The 26810-nt window shown below is 69.0% G+C and carries 29 protein-coding genes and 1 pseudogene; 13 read left to right on the forward strand and 17 right to left on the reverse strand.

The annotated features are described in order from the left end of the window. Positions 1–86 precede the first annotated feature (86 nt). Entirely contained in the window at positions 87–1043 is a 957-nt protein-coding gene (locus D7D52_RS15260) for an AraC family transcriptional regulator (protein WP_120737063.1), read from the reverse strand. Between the two features lie 81 nt (positions 1044–1124). On the opposite strand from D7D52_RS15260, the gene D7D52_RS15265 reads away from it, so the two are divergent. Together D7D52_RS15265 and D7D52_RS15270 are read left to right on the forward strand one after the other, a co-directional pair. Beyond that, positions 1125–1976, forward strand: a complete 852-nt coding sequence (locus D7D52_RS15265; protein WP_222932895.1) for an NAD(P)H-binding protein — start codon at positions 1125–1127, stop codon at positions 1974–1976. A 138-nt stretch (positions 1977–2114) separates the two neighbouring features. Continuing rightward, on the forward strand, positions 2115–3401 hold the full coding sequence (locus tag D7D52_RS15270; protein ID WP_120737067.1) for an MFS transporter: 1287 nt from the start codon (positions 2115–2117) through the stop codon (positions 3399–3401). A 50-nt stretch (positions 3402–3451) separates the two neighbouring features. Here the strand turns inward: D7D52_RS15270 and D7D52_RS15275 are convergent, their stop codons facing one another. After that, positions 3452–3988: a MarR family winged helix-turn-helix transcriptional regulator gene (locus D7D52_RS15275; protein WP_187703157.1), complete on the reverse strand. Its 537-nt coding sequence runs from the start codon at positions 3986–3988 to the stop codon at positions 3452–3454. A gap of 59 nt (positions 3989–4047) precedes the next feature. Between D7D52_RS15275 and D7D52_RS15280 the strand changes: the two genes are divergently transcribed. Then, on the forward strand, positions 4048–5487 hold the full coding sequence (locus D7D52_RS15280) for an MFS transporter (RefSeq protein ID WP_120737069.1): 1440 nt from the start codon (positions 4048–4050) through the stop codon (positions 5485–5487). Between the two features lie 77 nt (positions 5488–5564). Here D7D52_RS15280 and D7D52_RS15285 read toward each other — a convergent pair whose 3' ends face one another. From D7D52_RS15285 to D7D52_RS15295, 3 genes are read right to left on the reverse strand one after another with little or no spacing between them, the layout of a single operon-like run. Then, complete coding sequence (locus D7D52_RS15285; protein WP_120737071.1) at positions 5565–6203, reverse strand: Type 1 glutamine amidotransferase-like domain-containing protein; 639 nt, start codon at positions 6201–6203, stop codon at positions 5565–5567. 4 nt (positions 6204–6207) lie between these two features. Beyond that, positions 6208–7026, reverse strand: coding sequence for a maleylpyruvate isomerase family mycothiol-dependent enzyme (locus D7D52_RS15290; protein WP_120737073.1), 819 nt, complete (start codon positions 7024–7026; stop codon positions 6208–6210). Continuing rightward, the gene (locus tag D7D52_RS15295; protein ID WP_187703158.1) at positions 7023–7472 is read right to left on the reverse strand and encodes an HIT family protein; all 450 of its coding nucleotides are present in this window, start codon (positions 7470–7472) and stop codon (positions 7023–7025) included. Before D7D52_RS15295 ends, D7D52_RS15290 begins: the two co-directional genes overlap by 4 nt. Positions 7473–7796: 324 nt before the next feature. Between D7D52_RS15295 and D7D52_RS15300 the strand changes: the two genes are divergently transcribed. The 5 genes from D7D52_RS15300 (at position 7797) to D7D52_RS15320 (ending at position 12247) form a co-directional block, all read left to right on the forward strand. Next, positions 7797–8930: a Re/Si-specific NAD(P)(+) transhydrogenase subunit alpha gene (locus D7D52_RS15300; protein WP_120737077.1), complete on the forward strand. Its 1134-nt coding sequence runs from the start codon at positions 7797–7799 to the stop codon at positions 8928–8930. Beyond that, entirely contained in the window at positions 8930–9247 is a 318-nt protein-coding gene (locus D7D52_RS15305; RefSeq protein ID WP_120737079.1) for an NAD(P) transhydrogenase subunit alpha part 2, read from the forward strand. The genes D7D52_RS15300 and D7D52_RS15305 overlap by 1 nt, the downstream gene beginning before the upstream one ends. A 3-nt stretch (positions 9248–9250) precedes the next feature. Next, a complete protein-coding gene (locus tag D7D52_RS15310) occupies positions 9251–10666 on the forward strand; it encodes an NAD(P)(+) transhydrogenase (Re/Si-specific) subunit beta (RefSeq protein ID WP_120737081.1) in 1416 nt (471 codons plus the stop codon). A gap of 136 nt (positions 10667–10802) precedes the next feature. Beyond that, positions 10803–11378: a TetR/AcrR family transcriptional regulator gene (locus D7D52_RS15315; protein WP_120737083.1), complete on the forward strand. Its 576-nt coding sequence runs from the start codon at positions 10803–10805 to the stop codon at positions 11376–11378. Between the two features lie 80 nt (positions 11379–11458). Then, complete coding sequence (locus D7D52_RS15320; protein ID WP_120737085.1) at positions 11459–12247, forward strand: oxidoreductase; 789 nt, start codon at positions 11459–11461, stop codon at positions 12245–12247. A 4-nt stretch (positions 12248–12251) separates the two neighbouring features. Here D7D52_RS15320 and D7D52_RS15325 read toward each other — a convergent pair whose 3' ends face one another. Continuing rightward, a complete protein-coding gene (locus tag D7D52_RS15325) occupies positions 12252–12572 on the reverse strand; it encodes a GroES family chaperonin (RefSeq protein WP_120737087.1) in 321 nt (106 codons plus the stop codon). A 52-nt stretch (positions 12573–12624) separates the two neighbouring features. After that, positions 12625–13230 (reverse strand): TetR/AcrR family transcriptional regulator, encoded by a 606-nt coding sequence (locus D7D52_RS15330; protein WP_120737089.1) that lies wholly within the window; start codon positions 13228–13230, stop codon positions 12625–12627. A 146-nt stretch (positions 13231–13376) separates the two neighbouring features. Between D7D52_RS15330 and D7D52_RS15335 the strand changes: the two genes are divergently transcribed. The 3 genes from D7D52_RS15335 to D7D52_RS15345 all read left to right on the forward strand — a co-directional run bounded on the left by D7D52_RS15335 (position 13377) and on the right by D7D52_RS15345 (position 16603). Then, positions 13377–14840, forward strand: coding sequence for an MFS transporter (locus tag D7D52_RS15335; protein WP_246023874.1), 1464 nt, complete (start codon positions 13377–13379; stop codon positions 14838–14840). A 105-nt stretch (positions 14841–14945) separates the two neighbouring features. Then, entirely contained in the window at positions 14946–16265 is a 1320-nt protein-coding gene (locus D7D52_RS15340) for an FAD-binding oxidoreductase (RefSeq protein ID WP_120744135.1), read from the forward strand. Between the two features lie 47 nt (positions 16266–16312). Then, entirely contained in the window at positions 16313–16603 is a 291-nt protein-coding gene (locus tag D7D52_RS15345; protein ID WP_120737094.1) for a GNAT family N-acetyltransferase, read from the forward strand. A gap of 4 nt (positions 16604–16607) precedes the next feature. Here the strand turns inward: D7D52_RS15345 and D7D52_RS15350 are convergent, their stop codons facing one another. Then, the gene (locus D7D52_RS15350) at positions 16608–16931 is read right to left on the reverse strand and encodes a hypothetical protein (protein ID WP_120737096.1); all 324 of its coding nucleotides are present in this window, start codon (positions 16929–16931) and stop codon (positions 16608–16610) included. 311 nt (positions 16932–17242) lie between these two features. On the opposite strand from D7D52_RS15350, the gene D7D52_RS15355 reads away from it, so the two are divergent. Then, the gene (locus tag D7D52_RS15355; RefSeq protein ID WP_120737098.1) at positions 17243–17776 is read left to right on the forward strand and encodes a hypothetical protein; all 534 of its coding nucleotides are present in this window, start codon (positions 17243–17245) and stop codon (positions 17774–17776) included. A gap of 123 nt (positions 17777–17899) precedes the next feature. On the opposite strand, the gene D7D52_RS15360 is transcribed toward D7D52_RS15355, so the two are convergent. From D7D52_RS15360 to D7D52_RS15375, 4 genes are all read right to left on the reverse strand, one after another. Further along, a complete protein-coding gene (locus D7D52_RS15360) occupies positions 17900–19057 on the reverse strand; it encodes an acyl-CoA dehydrogenase (RefSeq protein ID WP_120737100.1) in 1158 nt (385 codons plus the stop codon). 169 nt (positions 19058–19226) lie between these two features. After that, on the reverse strand, positions 19227–19934 hold the full coding sequence (locus tag D7D52_RS15365) for a TetR family transcriptional regulator (protein ID WP_120737102.1): 708 nt from the start codon (positions 19932–19934) through the stop codon (positions 19227–19229). 35 nt (positions 19935–19969) lie between these two features. Beyond that, a complete protein-coding gene (purE, locus tag D7D52_RS15370) occupies positions 19970–20473 on the reverse strand; it encodes a 5-(carboxyamino)imidazole ribonucleotide mutase (RefSeq protein ID WP_120737104.1) in 504 nt (167 codons plus the stop codon). Next, positions 20466–21671 (reverse strand): 5-(carboxyamino)imidazole ribonucleotide synthase, encoded by a 1206-nt coding sequence (locus D7D52_RS15375; RefSeq protein ID WP_425464634.1) that lies wholly within the window; start codon positions 21669–21671, stop codon positions 20466–20468. The genes purE and D7D52_RS15375 overlap by 8 nt, the downstream gene beginning before the upstream one ends. A gap of 138 nt (positions 21672–21809) precedes the next feature. Here D7D52_RS15375 and D7D52_RS15380 point away from each other — a divergent pair. Then, positions 21810–22343 (forward strand): annotated as a pseudogene (locus tag D7D52_RS15380) (GtrA family protein); the annotation flags it as partial. On the opposite strand, the gene D7D52_RS15385 reads toward D7D52_RS15380, so the two are convergent. The 5 genes from D7D52_RS15385 to D7D52_RS15400 all read right to left on the reverse strand — a co-directional run bounded on the left by D7D52_RS15385 (position 22324) and on the right by D7D52_RS15400 (position 26808). Continuing rightward, positions 22324–23577 carry a sensor histidine kinase gene (locus D7D52_RS15385; protein ID WP_120737108.1) on the reverse strand — a complete coding sequence of 418 codons (1254 nt, stop codon included), beginning with the start codon at positions 23575–23577 and terminating at the stop codon, positions 22324–22326. The pseudogene D7D52_RS15380 and the gene D7D52_RS15385 sit on opposite strands and share 20 nt — an antisense overlap. Positions 23578–23603: 26 nt before the next feature. Then, positions 23604–24296 carry a response regulator transcription factor gene (locus D7D52_RS15390; protein ID WP_246023875.1) on the reverse strand — a complete coding sequence of 231 codons (693 nt, stop codon included), beginning with the start codon at positions 24294–24296 and terminating at the stop codon, positions 23604–23606. Positions 24297–24333: 37 nt separating this feature from the next. Next, complete coding sequence (locus D7D52_RS39170) at positions 24334–24621, reverse strand: hypothetical protein (protein ID WP_246023876.1); 288 nt, start codon at positions 24619–24621, stop codon at positions 24334–24336. A 112-nt stretch (positions 24622–24733) separates the two neighbouring features. After that, on the reverse strand, positions 24734–26044 hold the full coding sequence (locus tag D7D52_RS15395) for a sensor histidine kinase (RefSeq protein ID WP_120737112.1): 1311 nt from the start codon (positions 26042–26044) through the stop codon (positions 24734–24736). A gap of 86 nt (positions 26045–26130) precedes the next feature. Continuing rightward, positions 26131–26808, reverse strand: a complete 678-nt coding sequence (locus D7D52_RS15400) for a response regulator transcription factor (protein WP_120737114.1) — start codon at positions 26806–26808, stop codon at positions 26131–26133. Between the last annotated feature and the right edge of the window lie 2 nt (positions 26809–26810).

The raw sequence follows: 26810 nt of genomic DNA on the forward strand, positions 1-26810 counted from the left end.
TCGAGTGGGGGTATGCGCGCTCGAACCTTAGCGGTTGAATGCGCGCTCGAACCTTAGCGGTTGAATCCTCGCCTGAAACTGGCAGTTCAGGCGGAGCGTTCGTCAGGGGTGGCGCGGTGGTCGCGGGGGCTGCGGCCGTAGTGGCGTTTGAAGGCGGTGGAGAGGGCGAAGGCGCTGCCGTAGCCGACGCGGCGGGCGATGGATTCGAGGGTGGCGTCGGATTCGTGCAGGAGGTCGGCGGCCAGGGCCAGGCGCCAGTCGGTGAGGAAGGACATGGGTGGTTCGCCGACGAGTTCGGTGAAGCGGCGGGCCAATGCGGCGCGGGAGACGCCGACCTCGGCGGCCAGGGAGGCGACCGTCCAGGGGTGGGCCGGATTGTGCTGCATGAGGCGCAGGGCCTTGCCGACCAATGGGTCGCCGTAGGCGTGATACCAGGCTGGGGCGTCGGAGCGGGAGAACCAGGCGCGCAGGGCGGCGATGAGCAGCAGATCCAATAGTCGATCCAGCATCGCGCCCTGGGCGGGCAGATCCTTGGCGGCCTCGTCGACCAGCAGATCCAGCACCCGCGAATCGATTTCACCGCGCCCGAGCACCGCGACCGGCGGCAGCGCGCGCAGCAGGCGGCGGCTGGCGGCGGACTCGTGCTCGTAGGTGCCGGTGACCAGCACGGTCTCGGCGTCGGCGCTGGTACCCCAGTTGCGCACGCCCAGACTCAGTGCCTCGCACAGCACTTCGCCGTCCAGGGTGGTGGTGACATTGCCGGGTTCGATGAGCACCTGCGGTTCGGTCGCCGGGTCGTCGGCCATCGTGTAGTGGTCGGGGCCGCGGAAGATGGCGATATCACCGGTGCGCAGCCGGCGCGGCGCAACCGGCTTGCCGCCCTTGGGTTCCGGCATCACCCAGCCGCCGCCGCGCACCACGGCCACGAGGGTCAGCGGCGCTTCGTCGCGGATTCGCAGGGACCAGGGCGGATCGAACGAGGAGCGCATGACGAACGCCGCCCGCGCACGTGGACCTTCGAGCAGGCTGGCCAACGCATCCATACCTGAAGACGATGGCAAATGCGTGCGCGCTTCTCAACCATGTTCGTGCCGGGTGAATCCCGGTGTACTCGTTACATGATCATCGAAAACACCCCCAACAGCGAAAACACCATTCTCGTGCTCGGCGCGACCGGAAAGACCGGACGCCGGGTGGCCCAGCTGCTGACCGCGCGCGGCGCCCGGGTGCGGCCCGGTTCGCGCTCGGCCGCAATCCCGTTCGACTGGACCGACCGGGATACCTGGGCGGCCGCGGTGGCCGGCGTGGACGCCGTGTACCTGTCCTATCAGCCGGATCTGGCGGTGCCCGGCGCACCGGCCGACGTCCAGGCGTTCTGCGGCGCGGCCGTCGCCGCCGGAGTGCGCAGGATCGTATTGCTGTCCGGTCGCGGAGAGCCCGAAGCGCTGGAATGCGAAGCCCTCGTCCGGGATTCGGGGCTTTCCTGGACCATCGTGCGGTGCGCGTTCTTCGCCCAGAACTTCGACGAGGGCGCGTTCACCGATTTCATCCTGGCCGGTGAGGTCGCGCTGCCCGGCGGAAATGTGCCGGAGCCCTTCGTGCACGCCGACGATATCGCGGAGGTGGCGGTCGCGGCGCTGCTCGACGACCGGCACCACGGCGAAATCTACGAACTGACCGGTCCGCGGGCGCTCACCTTCGCCGAGGCGGTGGCCGAGATCGCCGTGGCCAGCGGCCGGGAGATCGCCTTCGTCCCGCTCACCCGGGCCGAATTCGTGGACACGCTGACCTCCTACGGGGTGCCCGGCGACGAGGTCAGCCTGCTCGACTACCTGTTCGGCACCGTGCTCGACGGACGCAACTCGCACCTCGCCGACGGAGTGCGGCGGGCGCTCGGACGGGAGCCGCGGGACTTCGCCGACTATGCGCGCGACGCCGCGAAATCCGGGGCGTGGACGGTCACCGCGGACGCCTGACCTGTCGGTGCCCACGCCTAGAATCGGTATCGAACAGGTTGTACCGCACAGGATTCGGATCACGGCCCGAAGCGCCGGCGTAGTCGCGACGGGGTGAACAGCGGGGAGTTGCCGGGTGCACCCGGTAGCGTCGTATCGATGGCCGCTACGACGCCCGCTCCCCGGATCCGGACGCCCGATTCCCGGACCCGGCGGGCGCGCCCGGCGTTGTTCGCGGTGTTCGGTCTCAATGGGATGCTCTCGGCCGTCTGGATCGTGCACATTCCGGCCGTCACCGCCCGCACCGGCGTCACACCCACCACCCTGGGCATGCTGATCCTGCTCATGTCGGGCTGCGCCATCGCCGGCATGCAGACCGCCGGGCCGCTCGCCGACCGCCTCGGCAGCCGCGCCCTCACCGCCGCGGCCGCCACCCTGCTCTCGCTCGCCCTGCTGGGCCCGGCGTTCGCCACCTCACCGCTCACCCTCGGATTGGCGTTGTGCGCCTTCGGTTTCGGCAACGGCGCGATCGACGTGTCCATGAACGCCCAGGCCGTGCACATCGAACGCGCCTACCCCCGCCCGATCATGTCGGCCTTCCACGCCTTCTTCTCCTGCGGCGGCTTCCTCGGCTCCGCCTACGGCGCGGCCACCCAGCACGCCCACTGGCCGCCGCACCTCACCTTCGTCCTCGCGAGCGCCTTCGGGCTGGCCACGCTACTGCTCGCGGTCCCCCACCTCCTGCCCCACACGGCGGCACGGGCACACTCGGTCCCGAATCCGGAGGTCGCTGCCGCGGCAGCGCGGGAGCCGGCCGATCCCGCACTCGCCCAGCACTTTCCAGCGGCCGACGCGCCGGATGCGACGCGGGGCTCCCGCATGCCCGGCCCGGGACGGACCGTATTGACGCTGGGACTGATCGCGTTCGCGCTGCTGATGGCCGAGGGGGTGGCGGCGGATTGGAGTGCGCTGCAGGTGAAAGGGCGACTGGGCGTCGACGCGGGGACCGCGGGGCTGGCCTTCACCGGATTCTCGCTGACCATGACGCTCGGCCGGTTCGCCGCCGATCGGGTGAGCGGGCGCTTCGGGCGGGTCGCGATCGTGCGGTGGGGAACGCTGGTGGCGGCCACCGGGTTCGGGCTGGTGGCAGCGTCGGGGTGGCTGCCGCTCACGCTGCTGGGCTGGACGCTGTGCGGGATCGGGCTGGCGGGCGGAGTGCCGCAGGTCTTCACCGCCGCGGGCAATCTGGGCTCCGCGACCTCCGCCACGGACATGTCGCGGGTGTTCGGCCTCGGCTACGTGGGCTTGCTGGCCGGCCCGGCGATCATCGGCTGGCTCGACAAGCTCGTGCCGCTGACCGCAGCGATGACGGTGCCGCTGGTCGCAATGCTGTTGTGCGCCTGGGGCGCCCGGGCCGTGGCCGCACCGGCACGCACCGGCGGCTAGCTGTCGCGCGGAAACGCCTCGCAGGGCTCCGGCGCGGCCCGCGCGCTGGATCAGGCGGTGCGGGTGGGCCTTTCGCGGGCGGTGGCGCCGAAATCGCCGATGATCTCGGCATGGTCGAGGAAGTCGTCGACCATGCGGTGATTGAGGACCGCGAGCGCCTTCAGGTCCGCGCTGGACCAGTCGGCCAGCGCGTCGCGCATCCAGCCGCGCATGACCTGGCGGACCGCCTCCATGGCCCGGCGGCCGGAGTCGGTGGGGCGGGCCAGTTGCGCGCGGCGGTCGTCGGGATCGGCGACGCGCTCGACATAGCCCGACTTCTCCAGCCGCTGGATCTGCCGGGTCACGTGCGGCGCCTCCACATCGAGGCGAGTCGCGAGCTCCCCCAACCGCATCGGCTCGTCGGCGTCGGCCAGCAGCCGCAACAGCGGCACGCTCGCTCGATCCAGCGTCAGACCGCACTCGAGCATGGCTCGGTCGTGGCGGCGCACCCGGGTCAGCAGGTAGGCGACGCGGGCCAGCGCGCGCTCCAGTTCGACGATGGGCGTCTCGTCGACTGCGGTGGCGGAGGTGGCTTCCGATCGCGGCATGTGGTTATCTTACGAGACCCATTTACTTAATTTTGGTAAGTAAACCAAAGGATCGCCGCATGACTACGACCGCTGTCGGTCAGGTCGACGGGACCAAGCCCGACGACCATTCCAAGACCCACCTGGGCCTCACCCTGCTCGCGCTCTGTGCCGCCGGTCTGGTCGTATCGCTGCAGCAGACCGTCGTGATTCCGCTGCTGCCCCGCTTCATCACCCAGTTGCACACCGACGTCGCCGGTGTGACGTGGCTGTTCACCGCCGCCCTGCTCTCGGGAGCGGTTGCCACGCCATTGCTTTCACGCTTCGGCGATATGTACGGCAAGAAGCCGATGGTCATGGTCACTATGGGCGTGCTCATCGTGGGCTCGGTCATCTGCGCCTTCGCCACCACGCTGCCGGTCTACATCGTCGGCCGTGCGCTGCAGGGCATCTCCTCGGCCATGATCCCGCTCGCCATCGGCATCATTCGCGACACCTTCCCGCGCGAAAGACTGGTCAGCGCAATCGGAATCGTGTCCGGCACCATGGGCGTCGGCGGCACCGTCGGCCTGTTGGTCACCGGCATCATCGCCGACCACACCACCGATCCGCACCCGGTCTTCTGGCTGACCGCCGCGCTCGGCGTGATCGCCACCGTGCTGATTCAGGTGAGCGCCAAGAACAATGGCGTGCGCCATGGCGGCAAGCCGGACTTCCTCGGCGCGGCGCTGCTGGCGGCGTTGCTCATCTGCCTGCTGCTGGGCATCAGCGAGGGCCCGCGCTGGGGCTGGGGTTCCGGCTCGGTCATCGGGCTGTTCGCCGCGGCCGTGGTGATCGCGGTGATCTGGGTGTTCGTGGAGCTCGAGGTGGCGCAGCCGCTGGTGCGGCTGCAGTTGCTGGTCGGACCGCAGTCGCTGTCGGCCAATGTGGCCTCGGCGCTGCTGGGGTTTTCGATGTTCGGCGCGTTCTCGTTGGTGTCCAACTTCATTCAGACCGATGCGCACAAGGTCGGCTACGGGCTGTCGGGCACTGTGCTGTCGGTCGGCCTGTACGGCATTCCGAGCGCGGCGTTGATGACGTTCTTCTCGTTCAACACCGGCCGCATCTCCGCCAAGATCGGGCCCGCCTACACCCTCGCCATCGGTGCGGCGTTCGCCGGGCTGTCCATGGGATGGCTGGCGATCTCGCACGATCATGCCTTCGACATGGTCATGGCGAATGTGTTGCAGGGCACCGGGTTCGGTATCGGGTACGCGGCGTTGGGCACGCTGGCGGTGCAGCATGTGCCGATGAGCGAGAGCGGGATCGCCTCGGGCATCAACTCGCTCGTGCGGACGGCGGGTGGCTCGATCGCCGGTGCGATCACCGGCTCCATCCTCACCGCGCACGTGCTGCATCTGGGCAAGTTCGCGGTGCCGACCGAAGGCGCGTACGTCGCCAGCTTCGCGACCCTGGCAGTCGGCGCCTTCGGCGCGGCCGCGGTGGCGCTCGGACACGGAATCCGCCACAACGGAAATTGACAACTCTCGTAACTCTCAGGGGTTCCCCCTGAAACCCCCACCACAGAGAGGCCCGCGCATCATGCGCGGGCCTCTCTTTATGTCAGTACCTCGGTGCGGTCGCCGTCTACGACCACGACGTGGTCGTCGGTGAGGGCCCAGTGGGGGATGCCGGCGGAGGTGTACTCGCGCACCAGTTTTCGGGCGTCGCCGGTGGGGTCGGTGGGTGAGTCGAGGTGGGGGACGATGCGGCGGTCGACCAGGGCCAGGCCGTCCCAGCGGGGTTCGATGCCGCAGGCGGTGCGGACCTCGTTCGGGTCGTCCATGGATTCGATGCCGTGCAGGTCGGGGGTCATGACGCAGGCGCCGGCGCTGTAGCCGGCGTAGACCAGGGCGTCCTCGGCCAGTAGCCGACGCAGGGCGAGATCGGCTCCGCTGCGGGCGAATTGAGCGCGCAGTACGAAGGTGTTGCCGCCGCGCACCCACACCATCGGGTACTCGCGCAGCCGCTGCTCCACCTCGGCGGGGCGGCCCACGTACTCGCGCAGGTCGAGGACCTCGGGCTCGAATCCCAAGCGGCGCAGCGGAACCAGATCGCTGGTGACCGCGCCCTGCCAGGCCGAGGGCCAGGCGTCGCAGGCATTGGCGATGACGGCCACCCGGCCGGGCGTGCCGACCATGGCGAGCAGGCGCTGCTGATGTGCGCCGAACCGGTAGCTGGACAGGAACAGTCGCACGGGATCAGAGGGTGAAGGCGAGGCTGCGGGCGAGCCGGCGGCCGAGGTCGGTGTCGCCGGTGACGGTGATCTCGTCCGGGTGCTCGTCGGCCGTGGTGCGACCACCGCGCAGCCGGGCGAACAGCCTCGAATCGAGCGCGATCACGGAAGTGGCGGGGGCATCGAGGGTTTCGACCAGCGCGGCCCGGCCGCCCTCGACCGCGAGGTGCACCTGTCGCGCCATCGGTCCGGTGAGGTCGAGGGTGAGGCGAGAGCCGTCCGGCGCGCCCGCGCCCTTGACCGCGGCCTTGCCCAGCGCGGGCAGCAGTTCCTCGAAGGCTGCCGCGCCACGCGAGCCGCCCTCGTCGACGGAAACACCCAGCGCGTCGGCGATATCATGCTCGTGCATCCAGCAGTCGAACAGCCGGATGCGCATGAACCGGCCGTAGGGGGCCATACCGACCGGGGTCGGAACCAACTCGGCCCAGGCCTCGTCGGTGGTCTGCTCGAGCACCTTCAGCCGGCGGCCGGTCACCTCCAGAAACCGTTCCAGCAGTTGGGATCCGGTGAGCGGGCGCAGCGACTCGATCCACTTCTCGTTCAGCGCGCCGATGTCGTTGCGAATGTGCGCGCCCGCCACACTCAGTTCCGGCGTCGGCTCGCCCAGCAGCAGCGATTCGGTGCCGATGATGTGGGCGAGCACGTCGAACACCGTCCAGCCCGGCAGGGGGGAGGCCAGGCGCCAGCGGTTCTCGTCCAGGCCGTCCACCAGCCGGGTCAGGGCATCCCACTGGTCGGACAGCAGGGCCGTGATCTCGGCGCGGTCGGGCACCGTGTCGGTCATGCGGTGGTCTCCCTTTCTTCCTCGGCGAGCCGGTCCAGGCCGGATCGCAGGGCGGCGGCGGTGCGTTCGGTGTCGTGCGGGCGGCGCAGCACGAAACCCTTGGCGAAACGCAGGGTGTCGCCGCGATGGCGCGGTATCACGTGCAGGTGTACGTGATGGACGGTCTGGAAGGCGGCCCTGCCGTCGTTGATCAGCAGGTTGGCGCCGTCGGCGGCGAGTCCTGTGCGGCGCATGGACTTCGCCAGGCGGTGCCCGAAGGAGAACAGCGTCGCTCCCATGGCGGGATCGAGTTCGTCCAGATCGGTGGCGTGCCGCTTGGGGATGACGAGCGTGTGCCCGCGGGTGATGGGCCGGATGTCGAGGAACGCGAGCACGGCGTCGTCCTCGTAGATCTTGGTCGCCGGTGCGTCGCCCGTGACGATCCGGCAGAAGATGCAGGCGCTCACCGCCCAGACATTACGGCGTACAAGTGATGTGCGACACCCCCTAGCCGACCCCGATGCGGGCACAACTGGAAACACACCTACCGGTAAGTAGCAGACTCGATCGTTCGGACTTGTCGACGACGCGACCCCGGCCGAGCATGGAGTTGTCCGGTTTTCTCGCCACACCATGTGATGGGCATCTCGGCTACGCTCACCGCGGACCAGGTACAGTTGCGAGAATTCTCACGAACTTACCGCAAAGTAAGTTCGGCCCACCGTTGGACCGGTGAATCGGCCCATACCGACAGGGTGGCCTGGGCTCACCACGAGAAGGAAGTTTGACAAGTGGACACAACGCAGAGCGCACAGACCGCTGCGCCCCGCGGTGCGCGCGTCGGCGTGGTTCGGGAGACGAACCCCGACGAACGACGCGTCGCATTGGTGCCGAAGATCATTCCGGCCCTGCTGAAGCAGGGTGTGGAGGTGATCGTCGAGGCCGGTGCCGGTCTGGGCGCATTGATTCCCGACGAGGCGTACACCGAAGCCGGTGCGACGCTGGGAGATCCGTACGCCGCCGATGTCGTCGTGAAGGTCGCTCCGCCCAATGACAACGAGATCGCCAAGCTGCGCTCCGGGCAGACGCTGATCGGATTCCTCGCGCCCCGCAATGCCGACACCAAGATCGGCGCGCTGAAGGACGCGGGCGTGCAAGCCTTTGCGGTGGAAGCGATTCCGCGCATCTCGCGTGCCCAGGTGATGGACGCGCTGTCCTCGCAGGCCAATGTCGCCGGCTACAAGGCCGTGCTGCTGGCCGCTTCCGAATCCACCCGATTCTTCCCCATGCTGACCACCGCCGCGGGCACCGTGAAGCCCGCCACCGTGCTGGTGCTCGGCGTGGGCGTCGCCGGACTGCAGGCGCTGGCCACCGCCAAGCGCCTCGGCGGCCGCACCACCGGCTACGACGTCCGCCCCGAGGTCGCCGACCAGGTGCGCTCCGTCGGCGCGCAGTGGCTGGACCTGGGCATCGACGCCGCCGGCGAAGGCGGTTACGCCCGTGAGCTATCCGAGGAGGAGCGCGCCGCCCAGCAGGTCGCCCTCGAAAACGCCATCAAGGGTTTCGACGTGGTCGTCACGACCGCGCTCGTCCCGGGTCGCCCGGCCCCGCGCCTGGTGACCGCCGCCGCCGTGGAGGGCATGAAGCCCGGCAGCGTGATCGTGGACCTCGCCGGTGAGACCGGCGGTAACTGCGAATTGACCGAACCCGGTAAAACCGTTGTGCGCCATGGCGTCACCATCGCCTCGCCGCTGAACCTGCCGGCCACCATGCCGGAGCACGCCAGCGAGCTGTACTCCAAGAACATCGCCGCACTGCTCGAACTCATGCTGAAAGACGGTGCGCTGGCACCGGATTTCGACGATCAGGTGCTGGCGGATTCCTGCGTGACGCGGGAGAAGGCAGAGACCGAGGTGAAGGCCTGATGTACACCGAACTGCTGGCGAATATCGCGATCCTGGTGCTGTCCGGGTTCGTCGGCTTCGCCGTCATCTCCAAGGTCCCCAACACCCTGCACACCCCGCTGATGTCGGGCACCAACGCCATTCACGGCATCGTGGTGCTGGGCGCGCTGGTGGTGTTCGGCAAGGTGCAGCACCCGTCGGTGCTGATGCAGATCATCCTGTTCGTCGCCGTCGTGTTCGGAACCCTGAACGTCATCGGTGGTTTCGTGGTGACCGACCGCATGCTGGGCATGTTCAAGGCCAAGAAGCCCGCGGCGAGCGAGAAGGCGGGCAAGTAAGCCATGGACAATCTGGTCAATATTCTCTACATCGTCGCGTTCGCGCTGTTCATCTACGGTCTGATGGGCCTGACCGGCCCCAAGACCGCGGTGCGCGGCAACCTGATCGCGGCGGTCGGCATGGTCATCGCGGTCGTCGCGACGCTCATCTCCATCCGCGACACCAGCAACTGGATCATCATCGTCGCGGGCCTGGTCGTCGGTGTGGCACTGGGTGTTCCGCCCGCGCGGTTCACCAAGATGACCGCCATGCCGCAACTGGTCGCCGCGTTCAACGGCGTCGGCGGCGGCACCGTGGCGCTGATCGCCTGGGCCGAATTCATCGACACCAAGGGCTTTTCCAAGGTTCACGAACAGCCCTCGGTGCACATCGTCATCGGCTCGCTGTTCGCGGCGATCATCGGCTCGATCTCCTTCTGGGGCTCGATCATCGCCTTCGCCAAGCTGCAGGAACTGCTCTCGGGCCGCCCGATCAGCGTCGGCCGGTTGCAGCAGCCGCTGAACCTGCTGCTGCTCGCGGGCGCCATCGCCGCGGCCGTGGTGATCGGCATCGGCGCGACCGACACCGGGGTGCCGCAGTACTGGATGATCGCGGTGCTGGTGCTCGCGGGCATTCTCGGCCTGATGGTCGTGCTGCCCATCGGTGGCGCGGACATGCCCGTGGTCATCTCGCTGCTCAACGCCCTCACCGGTTTGTCCGCTGCCGCAGCCGGTTTGGCGCTGAACAACACCGCCATGATCGTGGCGGGCATGATCGTCGGCGCGTCCGGCACCATCCTCACCAACCTGATGGCCAAGGCCATGAACCGCTCCATTCCGGCGATCGTCGCGGGCGGATTCGGCGGCGGCGCAGCGGCTCCCGGCGCGTCCGGCGGCGGCGAGCAGAAGCAGGCCAAGGCCACCTCCGCGGCCGATGCCGCGATCCAGATGGCCTACGCCAACCAGGTCATCGTGGTCCCGGGCTACGGCATGGCCGTCGCCCAGGCCCAGCACGCGGTCAAGGAGATGGCGGCGCTGCTCGAGGCCAAGGGCGTCGAGGTCAAGTACGCCATCCACCCGGTCGCCGGTCGCATGCCCGGACACATGAACGTGCTGCTGGCCGAGGCCGAGGTGTCCTACGACGCCATGAAGGAAATGGACGACATCAACGGCGAATTCGCCCGCACCGATGTCGCCCTGGTCATCGGCGCCAACGACGTCACCAACCCGGCCGCCCGCGAGGACGCCTCGTCCCCGATCTACGGCATGCCGGTGCTCAATGTCGACCAGGCCAAGTCGGTCATCGTGCTCAAGCGCTCGATGAACTCCGGCTTCGCGGGCATCGACAACCCGCTGTTCTACGCCGACCACACCTCCATGCTGTTCGGCGACGCCAAGAAGTCCGTCGGCGCGGTCACCGAGGAACTCAAGGCGCTGTAGTCACGGCTCGTACGGTAGTCACGGCTCGTACGGCGGCCCGTGTCCGAAATGGACACGGGCCGTTGTCATTGCGTGAACGAATGACGATCACGGCCAGTTATTGACCCAGGGGTCCAAAACAGTTACGGTCGAAAGCATGGGCAGGCCACGCAACTTCGAAGCGGACACCGTGGTGGATCGCGCGATGGAGGCGTTCTGGACCCATGGGTATGCCGGGTGTTCGCCCGCACAGCTCGCCGCGGCCACCGGGATCGGAAAGGGCAGCCTGTACAACACCTTCGGGAGCAAGCGGGAACTGTTCGATCTGGCGATGGCGCGGTACAACCGGATGGGATCGGAGCTCGCGCGCGAGGTGCTGGCGGAGCCAGGATCGACCCGGGAACGGTTCCGGGCGTGGATGCGGTTCACCGTGGACACCGAATTCGAGCATCCGGTACGCCGGGGATGCCTGCTCGTGAACACCGCGTTGGAGCTCGGCGGACATGACGCCGAGGCCGCCAAGGCGGTCAACGAAGGCTACGAGTACATGATCGAGGTGTTCGCCGAACGGCTGGAGCAGGGCCGGCGCGACGGCGACGTGCGCGCCGATCTGGACCCGCGCGGATACGCGGAGTTCTTGATGAATACCATTGGCGGACTTCGCATCACCGCCAAGGTGTCGGAGGCCGATGCCATGTATCGGATCATCGACACCGCACTGTCCACCCTCTGACCGACCTCTTTCCAGGCCGCCGATCGCGGCCTTTTCCGCTAGCCCAATTTTTGACCTGAAGTTCAAGAAAGGTAGCGATCATGGATCTCGGACTCGACGGCAAGACCGCACTCGTCACCGGCGCGAGCCGCGGCATCGGACTGGCCGTGGCCGAAACCCTCGCCGAGGAGGGCGTGCGCGTGGTGGGCGTGGCACGCAATATCTCGCCGGAACTCGAAAAAGTCGCGGCGGCAACGGTTTCCGCCGACCTCAGCACCACCGCGGGCGCGCTCGCGGCGGTCGAGGGCGCGCTGGCCGAACTCGGCGGGATCGACATCCTGGTGAACAATGTCGGCGGCGGCGACGCGGACAGGCTGAGCCTGGGCGGCTTCCTGGACACTTCCGACGATCAGTGGCGAAAGCTGTTCGACCTCAACCTGTTCGGGGTGGTCACCACCACCCGGGCGGCGCTGCCCAGCCTGGTCGAGCGGCGCGGTGCGATCATCACCGTGTCCTCGATCAACTCCCGGCTGCCCGCCGTCGGGCCGGCCGGCTACAGCGAGGCCAAGGCGGCGTTGACCAACTTCAACAAGCGGCTCAGCGAGGAGTTCGCGCCGCAGGGCGTCCGGGTGAACACCGTGTCCCCCGGCCCGGTCGGCACCGATATCTGGCGCGGGGCCGACAACCTCGGGGCGCGGCTGGCCGCGGCGAACGGCGTTGCGCAGGAAGATTTCCTGGCGGCCATGCCGTCCCAGTTCAATATCGCCGCCGGTCGCATCGCCGAGCCGGCGGAGGTGGCCGCCCTGGTCACCTTCCTGGCCTCGGAACGCTCCGCCATCATCAACGGCGCGGACTACGTCATCGACGGCGGCGTGGTCAAGACGGTGTGACCGGCTACAGGTACAGGCCGGTGCCGTGTTCGGGGTGGGTGTTGGCGACGGCGTGGAGGTCGCGTTCGCGCAGGACGTAGTAGGCCTGGGCCTGGATCTCCACCTCGAATTGGTCGTCGGCGCTGAAGAGGACCTGGTCGCCGACGGTCACGGCGCGGACGTGCGAGCCGACCCCGCAGACCTCGCCCCAGGACAGGCGCTTGGCCACCTGGGCGGTCGCCGGGATGAGAATGCCTCCGCTGCTGCGCCGCTCGCCCGCCTCTGGGTTGATCTTGACCATGACGCGGTCGTGCAGCATCTGGATCTCTAGCTTGGCATCGGACACCGCGGCAGTGTACTGCGCGGGGACCGGGTGGTACCTGCGGGGTGACGGGGGGTTACCGCCCAGTGCCGCCCGCCGGGGAGGGGGGCGCGACGATGCGGCGGATGGCGTCCTTGATCCAGGCGCGCTGCGCCTCCGGGTCGATATCGGGGCCCAGGGTGAACTCGGCCACCTGCGGGACCGCCAGCGGATAGTTGATCATCGACATGAGCAGCATGAGCACCTGACCGGACGGCATGTCCGGGCGCATCAGCCCCTTGTCCTGCGCCACCTCGACCTTCTGGCGCTTCTCCAGGTAACGGCCGCAACGCAATTCGCCCGCCGAGGCGTTCTCCCGACCCAGTTCCAGGGCTTCCCACTGCAGCAGGCGCAGCAGTTCGGGATGCGCGCGGTGATAGTCGATGTGCTGGTCGATCCAGGTGTCGAGGTTCTCGATATCGGTGGTCACCGAGCCGGCGACGGCCAGCATGGTCTTCTCCAGCACCTGATGGAACAGCTTCTCCTTGTCGCCGAAGTAGGCGTAGATGAGCTGCTTGTTGGCCTTGGCGGTGCGGGCGATGCGGTCCACGCGCGCGCCGGCGATCCCGTAGCGGGCGAACTCCGCGGTCGCGGCCTCGAAGATGCGCGCCTTGGTCGCCTCGGGATCTCTGGTTCCGCCCATGCCCTCGATGGTAACCAACCAATCGGTTGACAACCGGGGCGACGGGGGTGGAATATCTCTAACCAACCGGTTAGTTACAAGGCTCGAGTTTCCGGCGCAATGGCGCGCCCCGCTCCCCAGTCCCCCTGCCCGTTCGGGAGAACGACGTGACCACCCTCGAAAACCGCGCCACCGCAACGCTTCCCGTTGCCGTCGGCCCCGCCGGATTCGCCGCCCGCTGGCGCGCGCTGCCGGTCATCCTCAGTGCCATGTTCATGGCGATGTTCGACTGGTTCGTCGTGAACGTCGCCGCCTCCTCGCTGCAAACCGATCTGCACGCCGGTGAATCGGCGCTGGAACTCATCGTCGGCGGCTACGGCTTCGCCTACGCCTCGGGCCTGATCACCGGCGGCCGCCTCGGCGATCTGCACGGACACCGGCGACTGTTCGTGATCGGCATGCTCGCCTTCACCGCGGCCTCGCTGCTGTGCGGGCTCGCCCCCAATGCCTGGGCGCTGGTCGCCTTCCGCGTGCTGCAGGGCGGCACCGCGGCGCTCATGGTGCCGCAGATGCTCGCCCTCATCAACACGCTGTTCCCGCCGCACGAAAGGCCAAGGGCCATGGCCGCTTTCGGCGCGACCATCGGGCTCGGCGCGGTCTCGGGGCAGGTGCTCGGCGGCGTGCTGCTGGATGCCGACCTGTTCGGCTGGGGCTGGCGCAGCATCTTCTACATCAACGTGCCCATCGGGCTGGTCGCCGCCGCGCTCGCCGCGCGCTGGCTGCCCAAGCACGAGCGGACACACCGGCCGAAGCTGGATCCGGTTGGCGCACTCGGCATCTCGGCCGCACTGGCACTGCTGCTGGTGCCGATCACGCTCGGCCGCCCGGAAGGCTGGCCGGTCTGGACGTGGGTCAGCATGCTGGCCTCGCTGCCGGTGCTGCTGGCGACCCTGCGCTACGAGAACCGGCTGGCCGGGCGCGGCGGCGAACCCGTGCTCGACACCGGCATGGTGCGCGAACGCGGTTTCAGCCTCGGACTGGTGATCGCGGGCGGCTACCTGACCTTCTTCGCCGGATTCATGCTCTGCCTGACTCTCATGCTGCAGAACGGACTCGGATTGTCGCCGCTCACCGCGGGATTGGCGTTCGCGCCGCTGGGGCTGTGCTTCGCGGGCAGCTCGTTCTTCCTGGCCCCGCGGGTCGCGGCGCGAATCGGCAACCGGGTCATGGTGGTCGGCACGCTGACCAGCCTGACCGGGCTGGCCGTCACCCTGGCGGTGCTGGGCGGCATGGGCCACGACGTCACCGCATGGGCCTTGATCCCCGGCATGATGATCGTCGGCGCCGGCAATGGGCTGACCATCCCGTCGGTGGTCGGGGCGGTGCTGTCGTCGGGTATTCCGGCGCGGCAGGCCGGCATGGCGGCGGGCGTGCTCACCACCTCGCAGCAGTTCGGAAACGCCATCGGCGCAACGGTTCTGGGGGTGATCTTCTTCAGCGCGCTGGGCGTCGACCACAGCACGGGCGGGTACGTGACCGCGATGGAGATGGCCGCGCTGGGCGGGGCCGCGGTGCTGGCGGTGGTGCTGGCGGCGGCGCTCGCACTGCCCAAGGCGGCGAAGGCGGCCTGAGCCGTTCACCGAAAGCCGCGGGTTCCGGACAAAACTGGCCGGAACCCGTAGCTTTTGGTGGTGGACATCGATCTCGACGGACTGCGCGGTCTGCTGCCCGAGGGCATGGTGGTGACCGATCCGGATGTACTGGCCGGCTATCGGCAGGACCGGGCGCTGGACCCGGATGCCGGAACCGCGGCCGCCCTGGTCCGGCCGCTGACCACCGAGCAGGTCGCGGCGACCGTGCGCTGGGCCCACGAGCATCGGGTGCCGATCGTGCCGCGCGGCGCCGGCACCGGACTGTCGGGCGGGGCCACCGCGCAGACCGGGGCGCTGCTGCTGAGCACCGAGAAGATGCGGGAGATCAGCGTCGACACCGTGACCCGCACCGCGGCCGTGCAGCCCGGCCTGCTCAATGCCGAGGTGAAGCGGACCGTCGCGGAACACGGACTCTGGTATCCACCCGACCCGTCCTCCTTCGAGATCTGCTCGATCGGCGGCAACGCCGCCACCAACGCGGGCGGACTGTGCTGCGTGAAATACGGCGTCACCACCGATTACGTGCTCGGCATGCAGGTGGTGCTGGCCGACGGGACCGCGGTGCGGCTGGGCGGGCCGCGACTCAAGGACTCGGCGGGGCTGTCGCTGACCAAGCTGTTCGTCGGCAGCGAGGGCACGCTCGGGATCATCACCGAACTGACGCTGCGGCTGCTGCCCGCGCAACCACCCCAGTCCACCGTGGTCGCCACCTTCGCGACGCTGACCGCCGCGACCGACGCCATCCTGGCCATCACCGGCCAATTGCGGCCCTCCATGCTGGAATTCATGGACGCCGTCGCCATCAATGCCGTGGAGGACGAACTGCGGATGGGGCTGGACCGGACGGCGGCGGCACTGCTGGTGGCGCGCTCCGACGCACCCGGCGAGCACGCCGGACACGAGGCCGACCTCATGCTCGCCGCCTGCGAGAAGGCCGGGGCCACCGAGGCTTTCCGCACCGACGATCCCGACGAGGGCGAAGCGTTCTGCGCGGCACGGCGATTCGCCATCCCGGCCGTGGAACGCAAAGGGCCGCTGCTGCTCGAGGACGTCGGGGTGCCGCTGCCGCGGCTGGGCGACCTGGTCACCGGCATCGCCGAGATCGCCGCGCAGCGCGGCGTGCTCATCTCCGTCATCGCGCACGCCGGCGACGGCAACACCCACCCGCTCATCGTCCACGACCCCGCCGATCCCGACGAGTCCGAGCGGGCGCACCTGGCCTTCGGCGAGATCATGGCACTGGCCATCGGGCTGGGCGGCACCATCACCGGCGAGCACGGGGTCGGGCGGTTGAAGAAGCCGTGGCTGGCCGATCAGCTCGGACCGGACGTGATGGCGCTCACGCGTCGCATCAAGGATGCGCTGGATCCGCACGGGATACTCAATCCAGGCGCGGTGCTGTAGCCGCCCGATCAGGAACAATCTGTACGCCAAGGGAGTTCACACCGGACATGAGCACCACGCTGGCCCACAATGCCGACGCCACCCGCTACGAGATCTACCTCGACGGCACACTCGCGGGTTACGCCGACTACGCGGAGCGCCGCGACGGCGACACCACGATCCGCGACATCCAGCACACCCTGACGTTTCCGGAGTTCCGCGGCCGCGGGGTGGCCGCGCAGGTCGTCGAGTTCGCGTTGAACGATGCGCGCACGGAAGGCTTCTCGATCATCCCCACCTGCTGGTATGTCGAGAAGTACATTGCCGAGCACCCCGAATACGCCGACCTGGTGGCCTGATTCGCTAGTTCGAGCGCGGCGCGTGGCGGCGCTGCCAGACCCGGAAATGCCGGTCGGCGCTGCCCTCCATGGCCGCGCTCACCTTCGCGTCGTCGAAGCCCGGCAGCGACTGCAGCTTCGCCAGGAACGCGGTGTCGGCCGCGGAATACGGCACCACACAACCCTTGCCGGTCGCGCCGATCAACACGAAGAAGACATCACCGGCGAACGGCCCGTCCGCCGCCGTGATGATGCGCACCTCCGCCAGTTCCGTCCACGCGACCTCTTCCACCCGTCCGTCCGCCAGAGTGCGCCGGACGAAGGTGTCGTTGATTTCGACTCCGGCCATGGCTCCATAGTGCCCCCGGCATTCCCGCCCGAACAGCCCTCGAACCCAGGCTTTACCTGAGGAAACCGTGAGGAAAAACTCCGGCGAACCGGCTTCCCGCACCTGGGCGGCGAACGGGGAGAGGGAGCAATTCTTCAGCTACTGAACAGTTTTCGGGCGCGTACGCGCGGCGACATTCCGGCGGCGCGGCATGGCGACTGTCAGTCCGCTGTGAAATGCCTTGATTTCATAGATTTCTGGGCGGCGGCGTGACTAGGGTCCGAAAGCCCCCTGACCCAGGGGTTTTCACCAACCGGGGAGAAATAGATCTCATGAAGAAGTCGGTTCTCGCGCGCTCCGGCGCCAGCCTCGCCGGTGCGGTCGCCGTCGCCGGGCTCGCTGTCGCGATGGCGCCCGCCGCCTCCGCACAGCTCGCCATCACCAGCTCGACGGCCTACTGCGCCGACACCACCTACACCGTCACCTTCCCCGCCGCCGACGCCGCCGCCATGGCGTCGCAGTACGGCGCCAGCACCTTCGTGCTCGAGGCCACCAATACCACGGGCAACCTCACCTGGTGGTCGGCGCCGGTGACCGCCACCTCCGGCCAGGACGTGACCTTCCAGTGGACCCCGTCGGCGGCGGTCCCCGCCAACGGCTCCGCGGTCGGGTCCTGGAACCTCTACGTCACCGAATCCGGGGTGGCCGCGGCCGCCGCGGGCCCGCTCGCGGTCACCGTCGTCCAGACCGCGCCCTCCGGCACCACCTGCACCCCGTCGACGCTGGGCACCGGCAGCGCGAACATGACCGTGGGCGCGCTGATCGGCAACCTGCTCAGCAGCCTGTCGGCCGCCGCCGCGCAATAGCCCGTCCGCCGCTCGACAGCGGTCGTCGGTGCGGGTACCCCTCAGCCCGTGCCGAAACGCCGGAGGCGGCGCCGAGTCCAACTCGGCGCCGCCTCCAGGTTTTTCGCGAGGGTGCTCCCGCGCTCAGCGCAGGATCTGACGCGACATGACGACGCGCTGGATCTGGTTGGTGCCCTCGTAGATCTGGGTGATCTTGGCATCGCGCATCATGCGCTCCACCGGGAAGTCGGTGGTGTAGCCGGCGCCGCCGAAGAGCTGCACCGCGTTGGTGGTGACCTCCATGGCCACATCGGAGGCGAAGCACTTGGCCGCGGCCGAGATGAAGCCGAGGTTCTTCTCGCCACGCTCGGCGCGGGCGGCCGAGGTGTAGACCATGAGGCGGGCGGCCTCGATCTTCATGGCCATGTCGGCCAGCATGAACTCGGTGTTCTGGAAGGACGCGATGGTCTTGCCGAACTGCTTGCGGTCCTTGGTGTAGGCGATCGCGGCGTCCAGGGCGCCCTGCGCGATGCCGACGGCCTGCGCGCCGATGGTCGGGCGGGTGTGGTCGAGGGTCTGCAGCGCTGTCTTGAAACCGGTGCCGGGCTCGCCGACGATGCGGTCGCCGGGGACCTTGCAGTTCTCGAAGTACAGCTCGGCGGTCGGGGAACCCTTGATGCCCAGCTTGTGCTCGAGCGGGCCGACCACGAAGCCCTCGTCGTCCTTGTGGACCATGAACGAGGAGATGCCGTTGGCGCCCTTCTCCGGATCGGTGACGGCCATGACGGTGTACCAATCGGACTTGCCGCCGTTGGTGATCCAGCACTTGGAGCCGTTGATGATCCAGCCGTCGCCGTCCTGGCGGGCGCGGGTGCGCATGGAGGCGGCGTCGGAGCCGGCCTCCCGCTCGGACAGCGCGTAGGAGGCCATCTTGCCCGCGACGATGTCGGCGAGCACCTTGTGCTTGAGCTCCTCGGAACCGTTGAGGATCAGGCCCATGGTGCCGAGCTTGTTGACGGCCGGGATGAGCGAGGAGGAACCGCAGACGCGGGCGACCTCTTCGATCACGATGCAGGTGGCGACGGAGTCCGCGCCCTGGCCGCCGTAGGTGTCGGGCACGTGCACGGCGTTGAAGCCGGCCGCGTTGAGGGCGGTCAGCGCCTCCTCGGGAAAGCGGGAGTTGCCGTCCACGTCCTTCGCGTAGGGGGCGATCTCCTTCTCGGCCAGGCCGCGGATGGCCTCGCGCAGCTCGTGGTGGAAGTCCTCGAGCTGGAACAAGTTGAAATCGGGGTTGCCCGCCATGGGGTGTCTCCTGGTCGTCGGGGGATCGCCGCTGGTTGCCCAGCATCGCCAACTTGTGCGGCACTCAGTGCCAGTCGAAGCCAACTATACGCCGCGATATCGCGGCCACGTGCGGGTACTTGCTCACATTTTCATGGCACGCAGTGTCATATGTGCCACTGCGGACGGTTCACAGCTTATCGCTCGAATCGGGCGCGGCGAGGCGACGGGCCAGCAGATCGGCAACCTGCCGGGGCGCCAGGTCCCGGGGGAACACCGCGACCACCATCTCGCCGGAGGCCGGGGCGGCATCCCGCCCGCCGCGCGGGATGGCGGCCAGCGCCGAGCGCAGATCCCCCGCACTCGCCGCCGACTCGCCCCGGACCATACGCCGCAGCAGATAGTTGTGCGTCGCCGTCACCGCGGCGGTGAACTGCACCAGCGCCAGATCCGATGTCCCGGGCAGCTTTCGGCGCAGGTAATCGGTGAACAACCGCTCGTAGCGGAACACCGTCACGATCTCCCGCTCCCGCAGCGTCGGCACCTGCCGCACCACCCCGTAGCGCCGCGCCGCGATCTCCCGCCACTGCGTGAACCGCTCGAACACCTCCGCGACCGCCTCGCACACGGCATCCCACGGATCGCCCTGCGCCGCGTCCAGAAACGCCCGCGCCCGCGCCAGCTGCGATTCGTGATCGGCGAACACCACGTCTTCCTTCGAGCGGAACTGCCGGAAGAAGGTCCGCCGCGAGATGCCCGCCGCCTCCGCGATCTCGTCCACCGTCGTTGCCTCGTAACCCTTTTCGGCGAACAGACGCAAGGCCTGATCCACCACGGTCAAGCGGCGTTCGGTCGAATCCACGTCGGCGCGCGGCCGCGCAGGCTGGTCAGTGGGCATCCGCCAACGGTAGCGACCGCCCCGGGCGGACGGTGTCAGCCCAGGAGTTTGGTGCGCAGCGCCTCGTCCTTCTGCAGGACCATCTGCTCGAGGCCCGCCTGGAACTGCTCCATGCGGGCGCGCAGCCCGGCGTCGGCGGCGGCGAGGATGCGGACGGCCAGCAGGCCGGCATTGCGGGCGCCGCCGATGGAGACGGTGGCGACCGGGACGCCCGCCGGCATCTGGACGATCGACAGCAGGGAATCCATGCCGTCGAGGTACTTCAGCGGGACGGGGACGCCGATGACGGGCAGCGGGGTGGCCGAGGCGACCATGCCCGGCAGGTGGGCCGCGCCGCCCGCACCCGCGATGATGACCTTGATACCGCGGTCGGCGGCCGACTTGGCGTAGTCGAGCATGCGCTGCGGGGTGCGGTGCGCCGAGACCACGCCGACCTCGAAGCGGATACCGAATTCGGCGAGGGCCTCGGCGGCGGCCTCCATGGTGGGCCAGTCGGAGTCGGAGCCCATGATGAGCCCGACCTGGGCAGTGTCAGTCATGGTGGTGATCCCATCCGTCGGTCCACACGGCGTGCGACATCCAATGTGCCGCGCGCTCGGCCTTTTCGCGGGTCTCGGCGGGGTCGTCGCCGAGGATGTTGATGTGCCCGATCTTGCGGTCGGGGCGCTCGCCCTTGCCGTAGAGGTGCACCTTGGCGTCCGGGATGCGGGCCGAAAGATGGTGCAGGCGTTCGTCCATGGACATCTCGGGGACTTCGGCCGCGCCGAGGATATTGGCCATGACGGTCACGGGAGCCAGCGGCTTGGTGCTGCCCAGCGGGTAGTCCAGGACCGCGCGCAGATGCTGTTCGAACTGGCCGGTACAGGCGCCGTCCATGCCCCAGTGGCCCGAATTGTGCGGGCGCATGGCGAGTTCGTTGACCAGCAGCTCACCGGAGTGGGTCTCGAACAGCTCCACCGCCATCGCACCGGTGACGCCGAGTTCCGAGGCCAGCCGCAGGGCCAGGGCCTCGGCCTCGGTGGCCTTGGCCTGGGCGAGGTCCTGGGCGGGCGCGATGACGACCGCGCACTGGCCGTTGCGCTGCACCGTCTCCACCACCGGCCAGGCGGCGGCCTGACCGAACGGGGAGCGCGCCACCATGGCCGACAGCTCCCGCTTCAGCTCCACCTTGGCCTCGGCCATCAGCGAGACCCCGTGCGCGAGTTGGTCTTCGACGATGGCGGTGGCCTCGGCGAGGTCGGCGGGCATCCAGACGCCGCGGCCGTCGTAGCCGCCGCGCACCGCCTTGAGCACGAACGGCCAGCCGTTGGCGTCGGCGAAGGCCGCCGCGTCCGCGACCGAGGTCACCTCGGTGTAGGCCGGGATCGGCACGCCCAGCTCGGCGAGCTTGTGGCGCATGCGCAACTTGTCCTGCGCGAAGATCAGCGCGTGCGGGGGCGGCTGCACGTTCACGCCCTCGGCGATGAGCGCCTCGAGATGCTCGGTCGGCACGTGCTCGTGATCGAAGGTCAGCGCGTACGACCCGACCGCGGCCTTGCGCAGCGCGGCCAGATCGTCGTGGTGGCCCAGCACCACCTCCGGCGTGACCTGGGCGGCCGGATCGTCGGGGCGCTCGGCGAGCACGCGCAGCCGCTGGCCCAGCGCGATGGCCGCCTGATGGGTCATGCGCGCGAGCTGGCCACCGCCGATCATGGTGACGGTCGGCATCGCGGCGGAATCGAAGGAACGGGCGCTCACGCTGGACAATATTGTCAGGCACCCGCCGGACGCCGACCATCGGGTCGCGTGACAGGTATCCGGGCGGGTGCGCAAGCCGAATCTGCCCCTATTTGTACCGGGGGTACACACCTTCTTCCGGAGACGTAGACTCGCTACGTGTCATTTGTCGACGAAGTGGTCAATCGCCTGCCCGCTCCCCTGCGGGCCCTCGCGGACCGCCATTACGAACTGCTGAAGTTCGCGATTGTCGGTGCGACCACGTTCGTCATCGACCTGGGCATTTTCTACGTCCTGAAATGGACGATCCTGGACACCAAGCCGACCGTGGCCCGCATCATGTCGGGCACCGTCGCGGTCATCGTGTCCTACATCCTGAACCGGGAATGGACCTTCGACAAGCGCGGCGGTCGCGAGAAGCATCACGAGGCACTGCTGTTCTTCCTGGTCAGCGGAATCGGCGTCGGCCTGGCCGCGCTGCCGCTGTGGGTGTCGAGCTACGTGTTCGACCTGCGTCAGCCCAATGTGAGTTTCACCGTCGAGAACATCGCGGACTTCTTCAGCGCGTTCATCATCGGCAACCTGCTGCAAATGGCGTTCCGCTTCTACGCCATGAAGAAATGGGTCTTTCCGGACGAAATGCAGGAACTGCAGGACGAATTCGTGGATCTGGTCACCGAGAACGAGGAGCAGCTCGGTCACAGCTGAGGGTGATCCGCAGGCGGACACCGCCTTCCGGGCTTTCCTCGATTGTCGCCGCACCACCGTGTAACCGGGCCTGCTGGGCGACCAGCGCCAGACCCAGCCCGCTGCCGGGGGTTTCGCTCACGCGGTAGAAGCGCTCGAACACGCGCTCCCGCTCCCCTTCCTCGATACCGTCGCCGTTGTCGTCGATCGTCAAGACGACCTGATCACCGGCGCTCCCTGTGACGATCTCGATGCGATCCGCGTGACCGTGCCGCACCGCGTTGGTGATCGCGTTCTCCACCACCGACCGCAATCCCGCCACCAGCCCGCGCACCCGTACCGGTTCGGCTCCCACCGCGATCATCGTCACACCCGGATGCGCTCGGCGGGCGTCATCCACCACCTGGTCGATGAGCTGGCCCAGATCCAGGTCCGCCCAATCGGATTCGGTGGTCAGATCACCGACCGCCAGCCGTTCCAGCGCATGCAGCGTGGACTCGACCGCGCTCTGCGTGGCGAGGAGCTCCGCCACGATCTCGGCGCGCTCGGGCTCCGACAGCGGCATGGAGCGCAGCACCTGGAGATCGGTGCGCATGGCGGTCAGCGGCGTGCGCAGTTCGTGCGCGGCCGTCGCGGCGAAATCCCGTGCGGTGACCAGGGCTTCACCGGTGTGCCGCCGCTCGGTGGCGATGCGGTCGAGCAGGGTGTTCATGGCGTCGGCCAATTCCGTGGTCTCGCTGGCCACCGGGTGGCGCGGGGTTTCCAGGGTCAGCCCCTCCCCGAGTCCGGCCGTGGCCGCCGTCAGCCGCCGCAGCGGCACCACCGCGCGATGTGCGAAATACCAGCCCAGCAGGGCCGCCAGCGCCACGCCCGCCGCGCCGACGGCCAGGATCCGAAGCCGTTGCCGCGCCGCCGAATCCGAGACCACGGCATGGGGGACGGTCACGGCGACCGGGTTGCCGTTCACTGCCACGGTGCGCGAGTACTCGGGAGCGCCCGGCTCGCTCTGGGTGATGATCACGCCCGGGGACGGGGAGACCGGCAGCGCGGGAGCCGCCGATTGTGCGGGCAGTTCGGTGGCGGGGGTCAGCGCGATCGCCCGGATCACCCGGCCCGCCTGACCGGCGGCGTCGGTCGGGGCGAACGCGAACAAGACCACCGACATGGCCGCCACCACCAGCGCCGCCGTCGCCGCACTGGCCAGGGCGACCCGCGCCCGCAACGACATCGGGGCGCGCATCGGCCGCCGGGCCGACCGCGCTCTACTCACGGCTCGGTCCGCAGTACGAATCCGACGCCGCGCACGGTGTGGACGAGCCGCGGCGCGCCCGCGTCCTCGATCTTGCGGCGCAGATACGAGACGAACACGTCCACCACCTTGGTCTGGGTCTCGAAGTCGTAGCCCCAGACCAGGTCCAGCAGCTGGGTGCGCGAGAAGACCTGGCCGGGCGCGGAAGCCAGCGCGGCGAGCAGGTCGAATTCGCGTTTGGTGAGGTCGAGCGGGGTGCCGTCGACGGCGGCGCGGCGGGCGCCGGGCCGCACACTGAGCGGGCCCACCACGATGCGGTCGTCGTCGACATGCGTCGGCGCGGGGGCGCGGCGCAGCATGGCGCGCAGCCGCGCCACCAGTTCGCCCAGGTCGAAGGGTTTGGTCAGGTAGTCGTCGGCGCCCGCCTCGAGGGCGTCGATGCGATCGGTGACCTCGGCGCGGGCGCTCAGCACGCAGATCGGGATGTCGTTGCCCAGCGCGCGCAGGGCCGTGACGACCTGGACGCCATCCAGATTCGGCATGTTCAGATCCAGCAGCATGGCCTGCGGGGCGTCGGCGGCGATATGGCGCAGCGCGGCGGCCCCGTCCGCCGCGGTCTCGACCTCGAAACCCGACATCCGGAGCCCCCGCGCCACCGACGCCAGCACCCTGACGTCATCGTCCACAATCAGAATCCGGGGACCCGTCACACGATCAGACGATACGGACGGGACCTGAGGACGATTCTCAGCGAGCCGGGGACACGGTGACCGTCTGCGACGGATCGCCCGGGCGAGCCTGCTGCACGATGACGCCGCCGGGCAGCGGCTGTCCGGGCCGCAGCGGGGTGGCGGGCACCGCGTTCGGGCCCGCCACATCCGGACCGCCCGAGCTGCCCGCGCTGCCGGTATTCACCAGGGAGGCAATCGAATCGGGCGTGGCGGCGCTGGCGACCGCCGGGACGGCCAGCAGCCCGAGGGCGGCGGTTCCGAGGACGCCGGCGGCGACGGTGCGGCGGACGGTGAACTTCGGCATGACATCTCTCCTGTTCTCTCGACGATCGCTCGTCGCTTCCTGTTGACGAATCCGACGGTAGGAAGCGACTTCTCAGCGGCGGCTAGCGAACAGTTAGAGAATCGATAGAAGATCAGCGCGGCTCGGTGCCGACCGCGATCGGCCGGGACGCGACCCCGGAAGAGCCCAGGAACACCGCGAACAGGGCGGGTCGGCGACGCTGGAGTTCGAGACGTCCGCCGTCGGCTTCGATGAGCGCCCGCGCCAGCGCCAGCCCGACGCCGGTGGAGCCGGCGGCGGAGAAGCCGCGGTCGAAGATGTGCGGCGCCAACTCGTCTCGCACGCCGTCGCCCTCGTCGGCGACCTCCACCACCACCAGCGGCTCCCGGTCGTCCATGCGGCCCGCCACCGTGCGCACCGACACCGTGCAGGTGCCGCCACCGTGCATGAGCGCGTTGTCGACCAGCACCGCCAGCGCCTCGCGCAAACGCGAACCCGTCACGGGCGCTTTGAGAGTCGGATCGCCCAGCAGCACCAGTTTGCGGCCCGCCTCGGCGAAGGGATGCCGCCATTCCGCGACGACACTGCGCAATTCGGCGATCACGGGCACCGGATCGCGCTCGGCGGCGCCCTCGTCGCGGGAGGCGCGCACCAGTTCGTCGATGGCGTCGGTGAGCCGATCCACCTGTGCCATGGCCTCTTCCGCCTCGTGCACCACCGCCGGATCCGAATGCGCCGACAGCTCGTCCAGGCGCAGCCGCACCGCCGTCAACCGGCTGCGCAGCTGATGCGAGACGTCCGCGACCAAGGCGTGCTCGCGTTGCAGGCGACCGGCGATTTCCACTGTGGCCGAATCCAAGACGTCCGAGACGCGGTCGAGTTCGGTGATGCCGTGGCGGCGCGGATCGGCCCGGAAATCGCCCATGGCCAGCCGGGCCGCGCGGGCCGCCACATCCCGCAGCGGGTCGGCGACCCGCCGCGCGGTCACCACCGCCACCGCGATGCCCGCGCCCAGCGAGATGAGCACCAGGCCCAGCACCGCGCCCAGCGCCTGCCGCTGCATGGAATGCATTGGCGCGGAGGGCACTTCCAGCCGCAGCGAGCCGTCGGTGCCCATCGACAGCGATTCGGCCAGCGGATCGGCCACCGTGTCCGCGCCGACGTCGACGCGTTTGTTCTGTTCGGTCGGCGTCGGATAGATGATGGTCAGCTTGCCGTCCGCCGGGATCAGCAGGCGCACCGCCTTGGTGTCCAGGTCGCCGTGCACCACGCCGTCGCGCTCCTGCCGCGTCACCTCCTCGGAGATGTTGCCCAGCCGGTTGCGCAGTTCGTTGCGGTTGATGTCCTCGACCCACTGCCAGGCCGTGAATGCCAGCGGCACACCGAGAACCAGGGTGGTGAGGGTCAACGCGGCCACCATGGACAGCAGGATCCTGCGTCTCATCGTCGAGATGCCTCGCTTCGCCGAGCCTTCGGGGTCGGGGGTTTGACGCGCGCGGAAGAGCACAACAGATCGGTTCAAGCGCGGAGCTAGTCGGTATTGAGGCGGAAGCCTACGCCGCGGACGGTGACGATCCGGCGTTCCGCCACCGGGCCCTCGTCGCCGATCTTGCGGCGCAGCCACGACATGTGCATGTCCAGGGTCTTGGAGCCGCGCAGATCGGCGTCGCCCCAGACCTCGCGCAGAATGGTCTCGCGCGAGACCACCTGCCCGGCCCGGTCGATGAGCACCTTCAGCAGCTCGTACTCCTTGTTGGCCAGATTCACCTCGATGCTGTTGACCAGCACGCGGCGTGCGGCCGGCTCCAGCCGGATACCGCCCACCTCGACCGCCTCGTCACCGATTCCGCTGCGCCGCAACAACGCTCGCACCCGGGCCAGCAGTTCGGCGAGCCGGAAGGGCTTGCCCACATAGTCGTCGGCGCCGGCGTCGAGACCGACCACGAAATCCACCTCGTCGGTGCGGGCGGTGAGCATCAGCACGGCCAGATCCGCGCCGCGCGCCCGCACCTGCCGGCACACCTCCAGCCCGTCCATGCCGGGTAGCCCCAGATCCAGGATGAGCAGGTCGTGACCGCCTTCCAGGGCCCGCTCCAACACGGCGGGACCGTAGCTCTCCACGGTCACCGAGTAGCCCTCACGGCCCAGGGCGCGCGACAACGGGGCGGCGATGGCCTCGTCGTCTTCGGCCAGCAGTACTGCGGTCACGG

Origin of the sequence: Nocardia yunnanensis (genome assembly GCF_003626895.1) — a bacterium.
Taxonomy (GTDB): domain Bacteria; phylum Actinomycetota; class Actinomycetes; order Mycobacteriales; family Mycobacteriaceae; genus Nocardia; species Nocardia yunnanensis.

Bases quoted from the DNA above. Each gene is read 5' to 3' on its own strand.
- D7D52_RS15280 (WP_120737069.1), top strand. From the start codon at position 4,048: ATGACTACGACCGCTGTCGGTCAGGTCGACGGGACCAAGCCCGACGAC.
- D7D52_RS15315 (WP_120737083.1), top strand. From the start codon at position 10,803: ATGGGCAGGCCACGCAACTTCGAAGCGGACACCGTGGTGGATCGCGCG.
- D7D52_RS15330 (WP_120737089.1), bottom strand. From the start codon at position 13,230: ATGGGCGGAACCAGAGATCCCGAGGCGACCAAGGCGCGCATCTTCGAG.
- D7D52_RS15290 (WP_120737073.1), bottom strand. From the start codon at position 7,026: ATGACCGACACGGTGCCCGACCGCGCCGAGATCACGGCCCTGCTGTCC.
- D7D52_RS15305 (WP_120737079.1), top strand. From the start codon at position 8,930: ATGTACACCGAACTGCTGGCGAATATCGCGATCCTGGTGCTGTCCGGG.
- D7D52_RS15260 (WP_120737063.1), bottom strand. From the start codon at position 1,043: ATGGATGCGTTGGCCAGCCTGCTCGAAGGTCCACGTGCGCGGGCGGCG.
- D7D52_RS15385 (WP_120737108.1), bottom strand. From the start codon at position 23,577: ATGCGCGCCCCGATGTCGTTGCGGGCGCGGGTCGCCCTGGCCAGTGCG.
- D7D52_RS15310 (WP_120737081.1), top strand. From the start codon at position 9,251: ATGGACAATCTGGTCAATATTCTCTACATCGTCGCGTTCGCGCTGTTC.
- D7D52_RS39170 (WP_246023876.1), bottom strand. From the start codon at position 24,621: ATGCCGAAGTTCACCGTCCGCCGCACCGTCGCCGCCGGCGTCCTCGGA.
- D7D52_RS15340 (WP_120744135.1), top strand. From the start codon at position 14,946: ATGGTGGTGACCGATCCGGATGTACTGGCCGGCTATCGGCAGGACCGG.
- D7D52_RS15365 (WP_120737102.1), bottom strand. From the start codon at position 19,934: ATGCCCACTGACCAGCCTGCGCGGCCGCGCGCCGACGTGGATTCGACC.
- D7D52_RS15345 (WP_120737094.1), top strand. From the start codon at position 16,313: ATGAGCACCACGCTGGCCCACAATGCCGACGCCACCCGCTACGAGATC.
- D7D52_RS15360 (WP_120737100.1), bottom strand. From the start codon at position 19,057: ATGGCGGGCAACCCCGATTTCAACTTGTTCCAGCTCGAGGACTTCCAC.
- D7D52_RS15350 (WP_120737096.1), bottom strand. From the start codon at position 16,931: ATGGCCGGAGTCGAAATCAACGACACCTTCGTCCGGCGCACTCTGGCG.
- D7D52_RS15275 (WP_187703157.1), bottom strand. From the start codon at position 3,988: ATGCCGCGATCGGAAGCCACCTCCGCCACCGCAGTCGACGAGACGCCC.
- D7D52_RS15320 (WP_120737085.1), top strand. From the start codon at position 11,459: ATGGATCTCGGACTCGACGGCAAGACCGCACTCGTCACCGGCGCGAGC.
- purE (WP_120737104.1), bottom strand. From the start codon at position 20,473: ATGACTGACACTGCCCAGGTCGGGCTCATCATGGGCTCCGACTCCGAC.
- D7D52_RS15270 (WP_120737067.1), top strand. From the start codon at position 2,115: ATGGCCGCTACGACGCCCGCTCCCCGGATCCGGACGCCCGATTCCCGG.
- D7D52_RS15355 (WP_120737098.1), top strand. From the start codon at position 17,243: ATGAAGAAGTCGGTTCTCGCGCGCTCCGGCGCCAGCCTCGCCGGTGCG.
- D7D52_RS15395 (WP_120737112.1), bottom strand. From the start codon at position 26,044: ATGAGACGCAGGATCCTGCTGTCCATGGTGGCCGCGTTGACCCTCACC.